This is a genomic window from Clostridium chromiireducens (assembly GCF_002029255.1).
Lineage (GTDB): Bacteria > Bacillota > Clostridia > Clostridiales > Clostridiaceae > Clostridium > Clostridium chromiireducens.
Genome location: NZ_MZGT01000017.1, coordinates 1 through 17387, shown reverse-complemented (window position 1 = coordinate 17387; position 17387 = coordinate 1). Strand labels below are relative to the sequence as shown.

General features: G+C 30.9%; 13 protein-coding genes, 19 tRNA genes and 1 rRNA gene. 30 read left to right on the top strand and 3 right to left on the bottom strand.

What is annotated here, in order from left to right; all coding sequences use genetic code 11:
* Positions 1-127: 127 nt before the first annotated feature.
* The gene (locus CLCHR_RS07835) at positions 128-1624 is read left to right on the top strand and encodes an ABC transporter substrate-binding protein (protein WP_079439143.1); all 1497 of its coding nucleotides are present in this window, start codon (positions 128-130) and stop codon (positions 1622-1624) included.
* Positions 1625-1747: 123 nt separating this feature from the next.
* Here CLCHR_RS07835 and CLCHR_RS07830 read toward each other — a convergent pair whose 3' ends face one another.
* Entirely contained in the window at positions 1748-3499 is a 1752-nt protein-coding gene (locus CLCHR_RS07830) for a hypothetical protein (RefSeq protein WP_079439134.1), read from the bottom strand.
* A 96-nt stretch (positions 3500-3595) separates the two neighbouring features.
* Between CLCHR_RS07830 and CLCHR_RS07825 the strand changes: the two genes are divergently transcribed.
* The 22 genes from CLCHR_RS07825 to CLCHR_RS07720 all read left to right on the top strand — a co-directional run bounded on the left by CLCHR_RS07825 (position 3596) and on the right by CLCHR_RS07720 (position 8201).
* Entirely contained in the window at positions 3596-4582 is a 987-nt protein-coding gene (locus CLCHR_RS07825; RefSeq protein ID WP_079439132.1) for an AIR synthase family protein, read from the top strand.
* 178 nt (positions 4583-4760) lie between these two features.
* The gene (locus CLCHR_RS07820; RefSeq protein WP_079439130.1) at positions 4761-5372 is read left to right on the top strand and encodes an XTP/dITP diphosphatase; all 612 of its coding nucleotides are present in this window, start codon (positions 4761-4763) and stop codon (positions 5370-5372) included.
* A 108-nt stretch (positions 5373-5480) separates the two neighbouring features.
* A complete protein-coding gene (locus CLCHR_RS07815) occupies positions 5481-5960 on the top strand; it encodes a metallophosphoesterase (RefSeq protein ID WP_079439128.1) in 480 nt (159 codons plus the stop codon).
* A gap of 299 nt (positions 5961-6259) precedes the next feature.
* A tRNA-Pro gene (locus CLCHR_RS07810) sits at positions 6260-6335 on the top strand.
* Positions 6336-6369: 34 nt separating this feature from the next.
* Positions 6370-6443 (top strand) — tRNA-Gly (locus CLCHR_RS07805).
* Positions 6444-6596: 153 nt separating this feature from the next.
* Positions 6597-6673, top strand: a tRNA-Arg gene (locus CLCHR_RS07800).
* Between the two features lie 5 nt (positions 6674-6678).
* Positions 6679-6754: transfer RNA gene (locus CLCHR_RS07795), tRNA-Pro, on the top strand.
* 34 nt (positions 6755-6788) lie between these two features.
* A tRNA-Gly gene (locus CLCHR_RS07790) sits at positions 6789-6862 on the top strand.
* Between the two features lie 37 nt (positions 6863-6899).
* Positions 6900-6976, top strand: a tRNA-Arg gene (locus tag CLCHR_RS07785).
* A 4-nt stretch (positions 6977-6980) separates the two neighbouring features.
* Positions 6981-7056, top strand: a tRNA-His gene (locus tag CLCHR_RS07780).
* Positions 7057-7059: 3 nt separating this feature from the next.
* A tRNA-Gln gene (locus CLCHR_RS07775) sits at positions 7060-7134 on the top strand.
* 5 nt (positions 7135-7139) lie between these two features.
* Positions 7140-7215 (top strand) — tRNA-Lys (locus CLCHR_RS07770).
* A gap of 13 nt (positions 7216-7228) precedes the next feature.
* Positions 7229-7313, top strand: a tRNA-Leu gene (locus CLCHR_RS07765).
* 5 nt (positions 7314-7318) lie between these two features.
* Positions 7319-7393 (top strand) — tRNA-Gly (locus CLCHR_RS07760).
* Between the two features lie 29 nt (positions 7394-7422).
* Positions 7423-7496, top strand: a tRNA-Gly gene (locus CLCHR_RS07755).
* Between the two features lie 13 nt (positions 7497-7509).
* Positions 7510-7585, top strand: a tRNA-Lys gene (locus CLCHR_RS07750).
* A 55-nt stretch (positions 7586-7640) separates the two neighbouring features.
* Positions 7641-7715 (top strand) — tRNA-Gln (locus tag CLCHR_RS07745).
* Between the two features lie 7 nt (positions 7716-7722).
* A tRNA-Lys gene (locus CLCHR_RS07740) sits at positions 7723-7798 on the top strand.
* Positions 7799-7811: 13 nt separating this feature from the next.
* A tRNA-Leu gene (locus CLCHR_RS07735) sits at positions 7812-7896 on the top strand.
* A gap of 5 nt (positions 7897-7901) precedes the next feature.
* Positions 7902-7976 (top strand) — tRNA-Gly (locus tag CLCHR_RS07730).
* Positions 7977-8004: 28 nt separating this feature from the next.
* Positions 8005-8078, top strand: a tRNA-Gly gene (locus tag CLCHR_RS07725).
* Between the two features lie 46 nt (positions 8079-8124).
* Positions 8125-8201 (top strand) — tRNA-Arg (locus CLCHR_RS07720).
* Positions 8202-8257: 56 nt separating this feature from the next.
* On the opposite strand, the gene CLCHR_RS07715 is transcribed toward CLCHR_RS07720, so the two are convergent.
* Both CLCHR_RS07715 and CLCHR_RS07710 read right to left on the bottom strand, forming a co-directional pair.
* Entirely contained in the window at positions 8258-9319 is a 1062-nt protein-coding gene (locus tag CLCHR_RS07715; protein WP_079439127.1) for a galactose ABC transporter substrate-binding protein, read from the bottom strand.
* Between the two features lie 153 nt (positions 9320-9472).
* A complete protein-coding gene (locus CLCHR_RS07710) occupies positions 9473-10000 on the bottom strand; it encodes a hypothetical protein (protein ID WP_079439125.1) in 528 nt (175 codons plus the stop codon).
* Positions 10001-10189: 189 nt separating this feature from the next.
* Here CLCHR_RS07710 and CLCHR_RS07705 point away from each other — a divergent pair, with 189 nt between their 5' ends.
* From CLCHR_RS07705 to CLCHR_RS07675, 7 genes are all read left to right on the top strand, one after another.
* Positions 10190-10573, top strand: coding sequence for a hypothetical protein (locus CLCHR_RS07705; RefSeq protein ID WP_079439123.1), 384 nt, complete (start codon positions 10190-10192; stop codon positions 10571-10573).
* An 8-nt stretch (positions 10574-10581) separates the two neighbouring features.
* Positions 10582-11211 carry a normocyte-binding protein gene (locus CLCHR_RS07700; RefSeq protein WP_079439121.1) on the top strand — a complete coding sequence of 210 codons (630 nt, stop codon included), beginning with the start codon at positions 10582-10584 and terminating at the stop codon, positions 11209-11211.
* Positions 11211-11546, top strand: a complete 336-nt coding sequence (locus CLCHR_RS07695; RefSeq protein WP_079439120.1) for a hypothetical protein — start codon at positions 11211-11213, stop codon at positions 11544-11546. Before CLCHR_RS07700 ends, CLCHR_RS07695 begins: the two co-directional genes overlap by 1 nt.
* 96 nt (positions 11547-11642) lie before the next feature.
* Positions 11643-14105, top strand: a complete 2463-nt coding sequence (locus CLCHR_RS07690) for a glutathionylspermidine synthase family protein (protein ID WP_079439118.1) — start codon at positions 11643-11645, stop codon at positions 14103-14105.
* A 139-nt stretch (positions 14106-14244) separates the two neighbouring features.
* Positions 14245-14454 (top strand): DUF350 domain-containing protein, encoded by a 210-nt coding sequence (locus CLCHR_RS07685; protein WP_079439117.1) that lies wholly within the window; start codon positions 14245-14247, stop codon positions 14452-14454.
* A gap of 249 nt (positions 14455-14703) precedes the next feature.
* Positions 14704-16761 carry a M13 family metallopeptidase gene (locus tag CLCHR_RS07680; protein ID WP_079439115.1) on the top strand — a complete coding sequence of 686 codons (2058 nt, stop codon included), beginning with the start codon at positions 14704-14706 and terminating at the stop codon, positions 16759-16761.
* 414 nt (positions 16762-17175) lie between these two features.
* Positions 17176-17387 (top strand): 16S ribosomal RNA (locus CLCHR_RS07675); the annotation flags it as partial.

The following is a 17387-nucleotide window of genomic DNA, read 5'->3' as shown; positions in this document are numbered from 1 at the left end:
TTTCTCTGGCAACCTAGAAAACAGGGTATCCTTTCTTTTTGTTTGGCATCACATTATTTAATTTCTGATTAAGCAGTACAGATTATGGTAATAATACTAAATATAATTGAATGTAAAGGGTGTAATTATGAAAAAATATTTTTTCTGTACAATTATTTTAGTTTTTACTATTTTGTTTTGCTTAGGATTTATAAATAGGCAAAATAGTGATGTAGCAAATGATAATTTAGAGGAAACAATAAGTTATGGAATAAATGAAATTCCAGGGGATTTAGAAAAGGTGACTAAGTTATCTAAACGTCATGAGGATATCATGTGTGCTCTAAGTAAAGGGTTGGTTTCCAAAAGTGCAGATAATAAGATTGTGCCGTCGCTAGCAAGTGATGTTGTAAAAGATAAGGATGGAATTCAATATGAGTTTAAGATGAGGGATGATATCTTTTGGAGTGATGGAAGTAAAATAACAGCAAGTGATATAGCAAACTTTTTTAAGGAATTACTGAAGGAAGAAGATGAAGTAAATATACAAGCGTTGCTAGAAGTTTACGGTGCAAAAGAGTTCAGAGCTGGAAAAGCTATATTTGAAAATGGAGTTGCTATTAGAGCAACTGAAAATTCAGTCATTATCAGATTAAACCAAAAGAATGAGGAATTCCTAAGTGAACTAACTAAACCACAATATAGGTTAAGAAAATACTTGATAATGTGGCGTAATTTAAATAATAATTATGATAAGCTTGTTTATTCAGGAGATTATAAAATCGATTCTGTTAGTAAAGAGAATATGGTATTAAAAAGAAATAACAATAATAGTGAGCTTAAGATATCGAATATTAATATATTAAATGATGAAAATGTTGAATTATCTATGGCATCGTATGAAGTAAAAGAGAGAGACATAGTAATAAATCCCCCAGAAAGTGAACTCAATAAATTAGCTGAGGAAAATAATCTAATATCAATACCTGAGGCAAAGGCAGCATATTTGGTTATGAATAGCTCGGATAATTCACTTCCAGTACAGGGCAGGAGAGAAATATATAACAATGTATGCAAGGCTATTGAATCCTATCAAAACTTAAATAATAAAGAATTTGAACTTGCTGAGGGAAGTTTCTTTAGAGAAGATAAGAAGGATTTAACAAAATTGCAGGCTAGAAAGGTTGTAAGCAATAAAGAAGGAAAATGGGATAAACCTAAAGTATTGACTTTGTTAGGCGAGGACAGCAATGAGAATAGAATTTTATGTAGAGTCATTCAAGAGTGGTTTAAAAATAATACAGATATAACTATAAAATATAGTCTAGTAAAAGAAGAATTTAAAGACGAAGAATTAAGAAAAAGGTATGATATGATTCTAGTTAATAATGAGGCTAGCATACTTGATAAGACACAATTCTATTCTAATTTTAAAGAATATTTAACAGATAGCCAAAGTAAGCTGTTAGAAAAATCTAAGATTAGTACCCAAAACTTAGATTATTCAGGTTTTGAAGAAAGCATATTTGATAATTATAATGTATTACCGCTAGTATTTTATAATGAAAATATAGCAATTTCTGATAAAATATCTGAATTGAAGTTGGATGGAAATGGAAATTTGGATTTTGCTACAATAAAATAAATTTATAATAATTATTAAGAACTATGTAATAGCTTAAATGCATTGATAATAGAAATTGAGGGCTCCTTAGTAAAAGTTTTAAATTATATGTTTGGCTTATATTAAGGAACCCACTAATAAAAATTAACTTTTCTTATTATGAGGATGTTGATTTTTATTTTTTTTATATTTTTTCTTTTTCTTTGGTGGACTGACTTTTGAAATAGTATCTTTGTTCAAAAGTGAAATTTTATTTATCTTCTTTAAGTTGACTATATTTTTCACCTCAACTTCTTCTTTTTCAATACATTTAGTGCTTGTTAATGCATTCGGGGTAAGATTTTTAACATCATTTGAAGTTTCTGATACCAATAAAATTGATGTACTTTCTTTAGTATCAGCCGAAATATTTTCTATATTTATTTTAGGGTTATTCGGACGTATAATTTGTTGCTGAATTTTCTTTAAATCCCCTTGTGATTCACAATTCATAGGATTAGTAAATTCCATTAAATCTTCAATGGTATCTTTTAAAAGGAAAATAATTAAAAAGAAATTAAGCATATTTTTATTACTATCAAAAGAAGATTTTTTTGAACTTAAAGAATCTTTTCGTTTTGAATAAGTTAGGCTTTTTACAAATATAGGCGCTAGCCCTGTGCTTTTAGGTGTTGATAATACTGGCATTCTAAAGAATGTTTCATCCAACATATCATCAGAACGTAGGCTCAATTTTCGGTATCTTTCTACTTCATCTAAAGTAGGAGCGTCAGGCCAACTTGTTAAAAGGCCTCCGTTTACAAAAAACTTTCTGTAAACATTTGATATAGTTGGCCGTAGTTCATTAGATCTATCTTCATTAAATGAATACATAAGAAGGCTGAGAAGATAGAAGTTAACCTCTAAGCAAGAGTATTTGCTCTCTTTTTTATCAGATATTTTAACAAATATATGTTTGTCTGAATCGTATAAACTAACTAATTTATCATTAATTTCTTTAGCTGTTTCCTTAAAAGAAATTATATCTGTATGTTTATAAGCCTCCATTAAGCATATAGAGAACAATGAGCAATCATCTATTGAATTTAGGTAATAATCTTTCTCTTGGAATTTAGAAATCAAAAAGTCTCCTAAATCTAAAATAAGTCTTTTAGCATCTGAATTACAGGAATATTTATAAAAGATATTTAAAGCAAGAAAAATTAGTACGCATTCATTAAATGATAACTCGTATAAAGCTGACTTATAGTTTTTAAACATATCTAATATTTCATTTGAAAACTTGATGTACTCACTACTTATTTCTTCAGATTTATTATAGTGAGCATAAAGCATATAGGCCGCCATCATAAAAGCTTGGTCAGAAAATTTGAATTTGTCATCCGTATCAACTAAGGAAAAGCCCTTAGAATTTCCTTCGGATATGTTTTTCTTGTCAACAAATAATCCTTCATTATTTCTTAAATTTTCAGAGTAGAATTGCAATTGTTCTTTTGCAATATATTTAAATGGTTTTTCAAGAGACGCTATATTTCTCTTCCCATCATTATAATGCGAATAATATTCACTTAACTCAAGTAAACAAAGAGTCATAAGAGCGTTGGTAGAAGGGGTTATTTCCTTCTTAAAACTTGATTCATCAAAGCTATGGCTGCTTTTACTGTGAATGAGCAACGGTGAGGCTTTTCTGTACATGCATAGTAGTGGAGAAAAATTATTTAATATGCTAATATCATCTATAGAAGATTTTTTTGAAGTTCTAACTTGTGCCAAAAGACCACATTTAGAGTTCAATACTAAAGTTTTAATTGATTCTTTTGATAAATGAAAAAGTTGACCACTAATTTCTTTTGAGGAAAGGCTATTCATCCTAAAAAATGGTCCTATATATCTCAATGTATAACACCTCTCATAAAATTCTCATCTTATTAATTAATATGAAATTAGTGAATAAAAAGTACATAAAATATAAATAAAAGGAGATTTTTTATAATGAAGGAAGGAAAATTAGATTTTGATGATTTAAGAAGAATAATCCTAAATAATAAATCAGTTAGAAGAGATGAAATTGTAGTTAGAAATGATGTTGGGGAAGATTGCTCAATAATTGATTTTGGTAATTATGAAGGCATTTTTTCTACTGATCCAATAACAGGGGCTAACGAAAATGTTGGGAAACTAGCTGTGCATATTAATTGTAATGACATTGCATCATCAGGCGGCGAGCCTATAGGAATTTTGGTTACTATATTAGCTCCTGTTAATTCAACTTTACAGGAAATAAATAAAGTTATGAATGAAATTGATGAGGAAGCTGCAAAGATTAATGTTGAAATTATAGGTGGCCATACGGAGGTGACTAGCGCAGTAAATAAAATGGTTATATCCGTTACTGTAATAGGTAAAAATTTAAAAGGTAAATCTGTTAAGACAGCGGGAGCGAAGTTAGGTGATGATATAATTGTAACTAAAACTCTAGCCCTAGAAGGTACATATATTCTAATAAATGATTACGAAGAAAAATTGAAAAAGATATTATCTGCAGAAGAAATAGAGCTAGGAAAAAGTTTAATAAATAAACTGAGTGTTCTAGAAGAAGGAAAGATAGGCGGAGAATTCGGAGTTAATTCAATGCATGATATAACCGAGGGAGGTCTTCTGGGAGGTCTTTTTGAGGTTGCTATGGCATCAAATACTGGGTTTAAAATCTCTAAAGATAGAATACCTATACTTGATGTTACAAGAAAGATTTGTGAAGAATTTCAAATAGATCCTCTTAGACTTATATCGTCTGGAAGTATGCTCATTACTTCAGAAAATGGGGAGGAATTAGTTAAGCAGCTTAAAGATAAAGGAATTGAGGCGAGTATAATTGGAAAAATATGTGATCGGGATGGAATCTTAATTGATAATGGCAATGAAATAAAGGTTGAACCGCCTAAGAGAGATGAATTGTTCAATATAAGGGTTGAAAAGTAGTTGATTTGTAAATGTTTTTCATTTTTATTAGCTACATAGGATTAAGATAAGATAACAAATACGAGCCTAAAAATAGGATTAATAAACTACTTTTAATTAAATTAAGAAGAAATATAATCTATATGACACAAATGTCTTTGATTTATTTCTTTATTTGAACGTCAGGAGAGAAGTTATAATGAAAAAATTAATATTAGCCAGTAATAATAAGAAAAAAATTAAAGAAATGAAAGAGATATTAAAGGATTTAGATATAGAAGTTATGTCTTTAGAAAATGAAAATATTGACATAGATGTTGTTGAAGATGGAAATACTTTTGAAGAAAATGCTAAGAAGAAAGCAAAGGAAATATATGAGTACGTAATTGAAAGAGGAGATAAAGATTTCATTGTATTGGCGGACGATTCGGGATTGGCGGTAGAGTATTTAAATGGAGAACCAGGAATATATTCAGCTAGATATGCAGGGGAACATGGGAATGATGCAAAGAATAATGAAAAGCTTTTGGAGAATTTGAGGGGCGTAGAAGCAACAGATAGAACAGCTAAATTTATTTGTCAATTAGCTATGTTTACAGACCAAGGAGAGTATTTTAAGGTTACAGGAGAGGTAGAGGGGCGTATCATAGAAGAACTGCATGGAGAAGGTGGATTTGGTTATGATCCATTGTTTTTCTATGAACCATTAGACAAAACCTTTGGAGAATTAACTTCTGAGGAAAAAAACCATATAAGTCATAGAGGTGTTGCATTAAAAGAATTTAAAAAAGTAATTTCTGAGTTATTGTAATTGATTAAAAATTATATATGTGATTATATTAATTATGATATTATTTATAATAAGTAATATCATAATTAATATTTTATTAAGAAAAAGAGTACAGAGAGGATGATATTTATGTTAATTGCAGTTATTAGTGATACACATAGAATAACTAAGTACATCAATTTGGCAAAAAAATTAATAAAGGATGCTGATATATTAATACATTTAGGAGACAATGTTGATGATGTTGAGATACTAGAAAGAGACTTTAAAGGACCAATATACGCAGTCGCAGGAAATTGTGATTATTCAACAAAGTACCCTAAGGAAGATATTCTAGAGGTAAACGGAAAGAAAATATTCTATACCCATGGAGATATGTATGGTGTTAAAAGCTCTATAAATAATATTTATTACAGGGGGAGAGAACTGGAAGCAGACATTGTTTTGTTCGGACATACACATGAACCGTTAAGAGAAGAGGCGAGCGGCATTATATTAATGAATCCAGGAAGTATATCGCTCCCAAGATTGAACAAAAGAGGTATAGGGTTTATTAGTATCAATGACAATGGAGATGTTTCCACATCATTTAAGGAGGTTAGAGAATAAACTAAAGTTAACTATGTGACGAGTTAATAATATTAATGATGTCGAATTTGAGTCCTTTTAGTTATTTATATTTGCATGAAATGATTGATATCATAAATAAAAATTAGAAAATGTATATTTAGATGTGCTATTTAATACATAAAAAAGTCATGTTCAAGCTTATAAAAATTGAGGTTATCCAAACTATGAAGGATTTTTAAAAAATTATTTAAAAAAAGTATTGACGAAACAGATTTGATATTGTAGAATAATCATTGTCGCTGAACAGTAAGCGATGGAACAAAAAAAGTTAAGACCTTCGGGGTGTGGCGCAGCTGGGAGCGCGCGTGGTTTGGGACCATGAGGTCGCAGGTTCAATCCCTGTCACCCCGACCATTTAAACTAAAGTTTTATTGGAGACTTAATGTATGCGGGTATCGTATATCGGTAATACTCCAGCCTTCCAAGCTGGAAAGGTGGGTTCGATTCCCACTACCCGCTCCACCAAAGAAACCTATAAAGCAAGTTAAAAAAGTCTTGACAAAGTTTGATGGGAAGTTTAAAATAAAGAACGTTCCGAAAACAAAAAAAGATTGACAAGGCATTCAGGATATTATATAATAATATAGGCCTGAAAGTAATAACTAAGGTAAATATGCGTTTTTAGCTCAGCTGGATAGAGCAACGCCCTTCTAAGGCGTGGGCCAGGGGTTCGAATCCCTTAAAACGCACCATATACCGGGGTGTGGCGCAGCTGGGAGCGCGCGTGGTTTGGGACCATGAGGTCGCAGGTTCAATCCCTGTCACCCCGACCATCAAAATTAAATTTTCTTTGAAAAATTAACACATGCGGGTATCGTATATCGGTAATACTCCAGCCTTCCAAGCTGGAAAGGTGGGTTCGATTCCCACTACCCGCTCCATACAGACTTAAAGAGTCTGTAACATAATAAATAATATGCGTTTTTAGCTCAGCTGGATAGAGCAACGCCCTTCTAAGGCGTGGGCCAGGGGTTCGAATCCCTTAAAACGCACCATATGGTGTACGTAGTTCAGTTGGTAGAGCGCCAGTTTGTGGCACTGGTTGTCGTGGGTTCGAGTCCCATCGTTCACCCCATATAGGGATATCGCCAAGCGGTAAGGCAATGGACTTTGACTCCATTATTCGTAGGTTCAAATCCTGCTATCCCTGCCATCAGTGGTTCACTAGCTCAGTCGGTAGAGCACATGACTTTTAATCATGGTGTCCCGGGTTCGATTCCCGGGTGAGCCACCAATTTTATATTTATGCAGGTGTGGCGGAATTGGCAGACGCACTAGACTTAGGATCTAGCGCCTTTCGGTGTAAGAGTTCGACTCTCTTCATCTGCACCAAATGAGCGGAAATGACTCAACGGTAGAGTGCCACCTTGCCAAGGTGGAGGCTGCGGGTTCGAATCCCGTTTTCCGCTCCATTTATAAAAGATATAAGACAAACCTACATGCGGGTATCGTATATCGGTAATACTCCAGCCTTCCAAGCTGGAAAGGTGGGTTCGATTCCCACTACCCGCTCCATTAATTATAATATGCGTGATTAGCTCAGTCGGTAGAGCACCTGACTCTTAATCAGGGTGTCCAGGGTTCGAATCCCTGATGACGCACCAACAGTAAATTTTAATTTACTAAGTACATAGGATAACAGATGGTTAATTCCATTATAGGGATATCGCCAAGCGGTAAGGCAATGGACTTTGACTCCATTATTCGTAGGTTCAAATCCTGCTATCCCTGCCATTATTTTGGTTCACTAGCTCAGTCGGTAGAGCACATGACTTTTAATCATGGTGTCCCGGGTTCGATTCCCGGGTGAGCCACCAATTTTATATTTATGCAGGTGTGGCGGAATTGGCAGACGCACTAGACTTAGGATCTAGCGCCTTTCGGTGTAAGAGTTCGACTCTCTTCATCTGCACCAAATGAGCGGAAATGACTCAACGGTAGAGTGCCACCTTGCCAAGGTGGAGGCTGCGGGTTCGAATCCCGTTTTCCGCTCCATACACGTTAAGATAAAATAAATTAATATGCGGGTATCGTATATCGGTAATACTCCAGCCTTCCAAGCTGGAAAGGTGGGTTCGATTCCCACTACCCGCTCCAAAAAACAACTGATTTCAGTTGTTTTTATTTATATACAAATGAATATGCATCCATAGTTCAGTTGAATAGAGCGTTGGACTTCGAATCCAGAAGTCGTGGGTTTGAGTCCCACTGGGTGCACCATGAAAGTAGTAATACCAACAGTTCAGAGCAACTCCAAACTGTTGGTATTTTTATTATCATTTTGTATATTCATAATAGGGCATTTCGATTACAAATCCAGTTTTATCAAATTTATAATTTGTATTTTCCAAGGGATTTACATTTGAAACTAGGTTGATTCCAACAGTGTAAAGTGCTTGGGCTAATTCATTAGAATTTTGAATAACAGTGCCAGTCATAAAGCCCTTACTGATTAAATCTTTCGCTTCTGGTATTCCGTCTATTCCGAAAACTGGTATAGTCTTAGTTTTATCGCCATTGTTATAACCATATTTCTGTAAGGCTTCAATAGCCCCGATTGCCATAGCATCATTATTGGAAATTATCATCTCTAAATTATTACCATATCTTAAGAATAAAGAATCTATGTTGGATTTAGCTAATTCTTTATCCCAATTACATACTTTTGAAGATAATTCAACAGTCTCTATTCCTGAATCATTAATTGTTGAGATACAATAGTCACTTCTGTAAATTGTCGCTTTACTGTCTGCATTACCTTTTAACATAATATATTGAATCTTATTATCTTTATTTTTATCTATAATTTCTTTATCTGTAATCCATTTATCTATGATCAGTTTGCTTTGTAAAACTCCAGATTTTCTTGAATCTGTTGCTATAAAGATAACTTTATTATAAGATTTAACAGCTTCTGGTATAGTAGATAATTCAAAATTAAATAAGATTATTGGAATATTATTTTGTTTAGCCTGAACAATAATATTCAATACCGCATTTTCATTTTCATTAACTAAGTCTATCAATAAAAGATCAAAGTTATTTCTAAACATAGAATCTAGAGCTACATTTTGTATAGCTTGATTATCCTTGCCATCAAAGAATGTGAATTTTACAGTATTTTCGTGTTGCTTTTGAATATTATCAAGACTTTGTTTAACCAATGACATATATGGATCATCAAGCTTAAAAAATAGTACTCCTATATTAGTTATCCCTCCTGTGTTAGCAGAAGATAAACAGGTATTATAATGTATTTTGTTTAATATCACATGAATTGATGTGGAAAGTATAACAATTGGAATAATGAATGTTAGCATTTTTCTGAATATTTTCATCATTATCCTCCATAGTACTAGTAGAAATTATAATATTTATTAGGTTTTCTCTAATGAGAAAATTTATGCGTGAAAGGAATAATAATATTTATGATAATGAGAATAAAAAGCAATTTATAAAAAAATAAATTATTTTTATAATGGATTACTTGATCAAAAGATTCCATCAGATGGCTTTAGAGCAATTTGACTCGTGAAAACTTTCCTAGGAGTTTCAACAATAATAGTGTAATCTCTATTATCAGTGATTAAGTCAACATTGTCAAAAACTGCATATCCATTAATTGTATCTTGTGAAGGAATGTTCATGTTTTTGAGAAGGATATTGTCTGAAATAATATTAAGATTAATAGATCTGGATTTATATTCATTAGTGATATCTTTAATCTTAGGCATGGTTGCCAAATATGGTCTATCTCTATTAAGTAGTTTTATGTTTAAAATATCAACAGATTTCGCTGACTTATTTTCAATGGTTAAGTTTATAATTACTAATATATACTCATTATCATAAAAAGAACCCAGATAGTAACTCTTTGAGATATCATATGAAATTTTTAGATTTGGACGAGAATCTAAATTATTTGTGAATTTTATAATTAGTATAAAAGCATCAATTGTTAAAAATAAAAGGAATAATAGAATGAAAATTTCTGAATGTAATTTAATAAATGAAATCATTAACTAAGGTGCCTCCTTATTAAAACATATATTTTTAGTATAATAATATAAAATCACAATTTCAAATAAGAAACAAATTTATAATTAATTCTATATATAATAAAATTTTGAAAATTTATAAGTTATAGTATGTAATTAAGAAGAAATAGATTATAATATTACTATTAATATAACAAGTGTGAGGTAAGAATGGAAATTTATATTTATAAGACTTACGATGAATGGTTTAATGATATTCCTACAGAAGTACTTGAGGGAGAGGTTAATTCTACATATAATGGAGTACTGGCAATTGATACAATTTGTGAACATAAGAAATATAGACAGATACTTTCTTTGAAGAATAACTTCGCTTTTATATATAAGCTCCCATATGGATTTTTGTCATATGCTAAGGAAATTAATATATACTCGAATATAAAATCTTGGCAAAATTCTGAACCCAATATTTCATTTAAAGGTGAAGTTCATGAAGACGAAGGTGGAGATAGTCACTTGGTTTTTATAACTGAAGATGGTTTTAAGCAGTGTATATCCTTAGATGGAATTTATGCTGTCACTTATGAAAGGTAGGCATTTCAATGAAACTGCAGGATGTAGATTTAAGAAAGCTATACAGGACATGGAAATCAGGGTTAGGGCCATTTCAGGGCTTTTTCAGAAGTACACCATTTGTCTCGCTGCAAACTTACGAAAATTTTGAGCTAAAGGCGGGAAGTGAAAATAAGTGTAGGCAAGATGTGGTGGACAAGATAAAAGAAAATCTTGATGAAAATAATTTTACAATAGTTGATTTACCTCTTAACGAAATATTGGATACTGCACTTGTATTAAATAACAAATATAGCATTAAACCAATTCTGAATATTAATCTTTTATTTCACCCGTTTGGTATCGTTGGAGATAGGGTGGGTATAAGTAAATTAATAAATAATGGATTAAAATTAAATAAGGTAAACTCTAATAAAATTGTTATGCTAATTCCTAGTAACAGATATGACAATAATTTAGAAGTTAAATATTTAGAAGATAAATTAAATAATCAGTACGGAGTAGGGGAGGATGACCTTCCATATGTAAACATGTTAAAAGAACTTAAATACAATGGAGTTGTTATTTTAACTAGAGGTGAATTAAAAGAAGATCTAAGGGCTTATATAGACTCTATAAGTAAAGATATAAAGGTAGAAATAATAAGGGTGATGTTGTAATGAAAGATATTGAAGAAATATCAAAGGAGATAAAGGATATAGCAAAGGGGAACAAGAAAAAAGCATTAGCGATAGCGGTAGCTGCAACATTTATGGTTAGTAGTCCTCTTGGTTTCGCAGGATGTTATAATCCTCAAGAAAAAGAGAAAGATGAGGAAGACAATGGATACAGCAGTGGAGGCACTTCCGGAGGGTGGCATGGATTTACTGGAGGATCATCAGGCGGTAAGTCTTCTATAAGTGATGGCTCTTCAAGCGGGAAAAGCAGCATAAGTTCATCAGGTGGAAAGTCTTCTGGATATTCGGGTTCAATAGGAGGAAGTTCATCTAGCTAATTTATGTTAAAAATGATTCTGGAGTAAGAATAAAATTAGTCAGAAATACTGAGATTCATATTTGTTCTATATATCTTATAGAAAGAGAAGTGTGATATGGAAAAACAAATAAATTATATTGAGGATGTTTTATTTAATAATTATATGGTAAGTTCTTTAGGTGAAGAATATGTCCATTCACAAATACCTTTCTATTTTGAAGTGAGTACATATGAAAAAATGGTGTATTATAGTGAAGAAATAAACAAGATATCCTTAGAGATACTAAAAGAGAGTAATGATAAACACAAAAAACTATTAAATTACTTTGATGATTTTATTTTTAAAGATAAGATATTTAACTTAAAGTGCCCAATCTCAACAATGTTTTGGGCGAGATATGACACTTTTAGAGATGTTAACGATAGAATTTATTTTGCTGAATTTAATTATGACAAACCTTGTGGGCAAAAAGAAATGCATCTGGCAGGGAAAAGTAATTTTAGTGGAAATCTAAACAGTAATTTTTTAGAGGTATTTATGAAGGAGCTAATGGAAATCTGTATTAGTTACACTAAAAGTGATGAAAAGATTAATGTGGGGTTTTTGATGGATCCCTGTCATTATGAAGAGTTGCATCACAGTTACTATTTTAAACATGTCTTTAAAGATACTAATATTAATATAGTGCAGGTTGGGCCTAACAATTTATCTGTTAGAGATGGAGATGTTTATGGATATTCTAGTATTAAGCTGCCTATAATTTTACGATTGTTTCCAACTGAATTTTGCAATGAAATTTCGAATATAGAGGAAATTTTAGAATGTGCGGATAATGGTAAACTTTTGTTAATAAATGATCCGAGAATTATAGCTATTCAAGCAAAAGGTTTTTTTGCTTACCTTTGGGATTTAGTTAAGGAAGATTCAAACCTTATTTCTTCAAGAGATAAGGAGGTTATAACTCAATGTATTCCTTATACCGAAATATTAACTGCAAATGGAATTGAAGAAGTAATGAGTAATAAGGATAATTATGTTGTTAAGTCTTCGCTAGGAAGATATAGTCAAGAAGTTTATATTGGTAAGTTGTATACTCAGGAAGAATGGAATACACAAATTAAGATTATATATGAAAGTAATAAGATACATGTACGGCAAAATATAATAGATATTAAGCAGGAATATACTTATGTTCCAAGTAATAATAACATGAACATTCCAACTTCAGCTTTTGGGAATTTTGGTGTTTACTTAATCAAAGATAAAGTACAAGGTTTTTTAGTAAGATGGAGCGAAAACTTCCTTACTAATGATAATTATACTTGGATGTGTCCTTTAGGGGTTCAAGAGTTTCCTATTTTGGTAAAAAAGTTTGAAGCTGAAAATAGATGTGACACATGGAATGAAGTAATAGAAGAAATTGCTTTTAAGTATAATTTTACAGGTGCGTATACTAATGTTAATGAATATATTTCATTGGACTCTTTAATTATAAAGAAAAATCTCCATGAAGAAATGCTATATGTAAGTGAAAAGTTTTGTGAAATATTAAAGAGAATGTATCCTCATATCCAGAAAAACATAGATATATTTGGAAAAATACTTGGAATACCAGAAAAACTTTATAAGTTGGTTTCTAAATCCTTAACTTCTGTACTTTGTGCTTTAGGAAGGATAGATTTTGTTGTTGACAATGATGGTAATTTAAAAATTTTGGAATTTAACTCAGAAACTCCAGCAGGCTTAGTTGAGTCTATCGGAGGGAACTCTATAGTTAAGAAAAAGCTTAATATTGAGTATGAGGATCCTAATGAAAAGCTTAGAGGTGAGATAAGAAAAACATTTTTTATTATATTGGAAGAGTTTAAGAAATCAAAAAGTATAAACAATATTGCAGTGGTGACTTCCTGGTATTATGAAGATATATATACAAGTAATATAATATCAGAAGTATTAAAGGAATTGAAAGATTATAATATTATTCTTGGTAATGTGTATGATTTGAAAGTAGTCAATAATAAGATTTTCCTTTATGGGGAAGAAATAGATGCAATATATAGGCATTACCCCTTAGATTGGTTTTATTTTGAGGAGGAGATGAGAGATATAATAGAGCCTCTTAATTCTGGAGATTACTTAATAAACCCAGCACATACATTGATAACTCAGTCAAAGGCATTTTTAGCGGTAATATATGAGCTTTTAGGGAAAAACTTTTTTTCTGAGGATGAGGAAAAGTTTATATTAAGATATATACCATATACAAGTGTAGAGGAAGATGAAAAACTTTCATCGGATTATGTGATTAAACCATATCTCTCAAGAGAGGGAATGGGTATTGACATAAGTTATAATAAGATAGATCAAGAGTTAGAAAATATTATTTTTCAAGATAGGGTTAATATTAAACCAATATGTATTGATATATATTCAACAATGGGAAAATCAAAGAAATATCAGTTTCCTGTATTAGGAGTATATATAACAGATGATAAACCTTGTGGGATTTATACAAGAATGGGTGATTTTATAACTAATAAAAATGCAATATATATGCCTACTTATATTAATCAATAATTTAAAGTAGCGATAGATATGTTGTGCTTATGCAAGCAAAATATTTAAATGCAAAATTGTGATTTTGTTTTTTATAATTATCTAGATAAAGAGTAAATAATATTTTATATAATTATATATTTTAAGGGGGAAAAGTTTAATGAATAACATTACAAATAGCATTATTTCAAGTATTATCTTCGGATTAATTGGTATTATTCTCTTGGTTTTTGGATATTGGTTTTTTGATAAAGTATTAACAAGAATTGATTTTAATCAAGAACTAAAAGATAAGAATATGGCAGTAGCTATTGTTATAGCTGGTTTCATGATTGCTATAGGTATAATAATTTCTGGAGTTGTAGCATAAAGTAATTCAATTAGAACATAAACAAGGATATTTGTTCTTCATAGAGTTTGTAATTATCCGTGGGAAAGAACTATCTCGAAATAACTCACTATTTCGAGATAGTTCTTTGTTTATTTTAAAACCATGTATTATTTAAGGAGATAAATTGAATAATATTATAGAATCATTTTTTATTTAGAATAAGTTGCAATATTACTGAAAATATAAAACTTATATTCTAAAATAATTAACGTACTAAGGAGGATAGCTATGAGAAAAAATATACTAAGGAAATTTGCGTCAATAGTAATAGTATTTATTTTAAATATATCATTACCTTTAAAGGTTAGTGCATATAGCTCGGAACTTAATAGAGCAAACAGCACAATTAGTAGAACAGAGTGTAGCCAAGATGTTAGGATGCAAGATGATTTTTATACTGCAATAAATAAGGAATGGCTGTCGAGTACAAAACTTCAAAGTGGGTACGTTTCTTATGGGACATTTGAAGAAGTATGTGGAAGAGTTAATGAAGGTATACTTAATATAATAAAAGATATACAAGTAAATAAAGATAAATACGATAAAAATAGTGACGAATTAAAAATTTTAAATTTATACAATAATTATTTAGATATGAAACAAAGAAACGAATTAGGGGTAAAGCCTATAGAGAAATACATAAACAAGATTGATGAAATTAATAGTGTAGAGGATTTAAAAAATATTATTAATGATGTGGAATTTTCATATTTTCAATCATTAGTAAATTTAGGAGTTGGACCTGATTATAAAGATAGTAGTACTAATGTTCTTTATATATCATCAAGTAACCTTGGACTTGGGAATTCACACTACTACAAAGAATCTGGCGATAAAAATCACGAAATAAAACAAGTGTATCTTGAATATTTGACTAGATTATATACGTTATATGGAGAGAATCAAGAAGATTCAAAAGCGAATGCGGAAGTATTTTATAACATTGAAAGCAATATAGCGGAAAAGATACCATCGTATGAGGAAGAGGCCAAGGATCAGAATAGAATTCAGAAGTCTTATAACGTGTATAATATTAAAAGTCTTGAAAAATTAGCGCCCAATATCAAATTTTCAGAACTATTATCAAACTTAGGTATAAGTAATAATACTAAAATAATAGTTGAAAATCCTGAAGAGTTAAAATTGGTCAACTCATATATGATTGATGATAATCTAAATAATATGAAAGTATTTTTAAAAACAAGTATACTTTTAAACACAGATAGTTTCTTAACATCTAAGCATAGAGAGGCTAGTGATGGATTAAGAAAAGCGTTTTATGGAGTAGAATCGACTGAATTAAGTGAAGGTAGTGGAGTAAGATTTGTAAGCAATCAATTAAATGAATTAATAAGTAAATTATATGTGGATAAACACTTCGACCAAGAATCCAAAAAGGATGTAGAAAATATAGCAAAAGAAATTATAGAAAATTTTGAGAACAGAATACAAAATATTTCGTGGATGAGCAAACAGACCAAAGAAAAAGCTCTTAGTAAGTTAGAAAGTGTTACAGTGAAAATAGGATACCCTGATGAGTGGAATGATTATAGCGATATAGAAATAAAATCCTACGATGAGGATGGTTCTTTAATAGAGAATGTAATGAATATTTATGTATCACAGATTGGAAAACAATTTCTCAAATTAAACAAACCTGTAAATAAAAATGAATGGAACATGGGTGCTTGTACAGTTAATGCTTATTATAACGCGTTAAATAATGAAATTGTTTTTCCAGCAGGAATATTGCAGCCACCATTTTATGATAAGAATGCTAAAAAGGAAAAGAACCTTGGAGGGATTGGAGTTGTTATAGGTCATGAGCTTACTCATGCATTTGATAATACAGGGGCGCAGTTTGATGAGACTGGTAAACTAAAAAGATGGTGGAATGACACTGATTATAAAGAATTTACTAATAGAAGTAAAAAAGTAGTAGATTATTACTCCAAAATAGAAATGAGTGATGGGAAGTTTGTAAATGGATTCTTAACTGTTGGAGAAAATATAAGTGATTTAGGTGGTATAGCCTGTGTTTTAGATGTAGCTAAAAAAGCAGAAAATCCTAACCTGAAGGATTTGTTTGAAAATTATGCGACAATCTGGAGGGAGGTTTCGACTAAAGAGATAAGAGAATATTTGCTAAGCAATGATCCTCATGCCCCTAAAAAGGTTAGAGTGAATGCAGTTTTATCTCAATTTGAGGAATTTTATAAAACATATGATATAAAAGAGGGAGATAAGATGTACGTAAATCCAGAAGATAGGGTAGGAATATGGTAAAAGATAATATTTTATTTGTGATTTTGCAAATAGTTGAAAACAGCTGGATTTAAGATAAATATAGCTAAGGATAGAAACTGGGCTATACAAACATAGCCTAGTGTATCTCTTTGTATATAAGTTAGAATCGTGGAGTATAATAGAGAATATAGAGAATATTTATCGAAAAATAGTAAATAATAAAATGTGACAGACAAATATGGTGATATAATAAGTTTTGTTGTCACGGAAGTTGATGAAAAGCACTGAGAATCAAGAAAAAATGTTTTTGAAAAAAGTGTTGACATTAAGTTGAGTAGATGATAAACTAAATGAGTTGCTTGAGGGCGACAAGATCTTTGAAAATTGAACAGAATATGATAAATACATTTAAGTAAACCAGCAATTTTTTTTGAGTAAGCTAAGATTAAACTTTTTATTGAGAGTTTGATCCTGGCTCAGGACGAACGCTGGCGGCGTGCTTAACACATGCAAGTCGAGCGATGAAGTCCCTTCGGGGACGGATTAGCGGCGGACGGGTGAGTAACACGTGGGTAACCTGCCTCATAGAGGGGAATAGCCTTTCGAAAGGAAGATTAATACCGCATAAGATTGTAGTTTCGCATGAAACAGCAATTAAAGGAGTA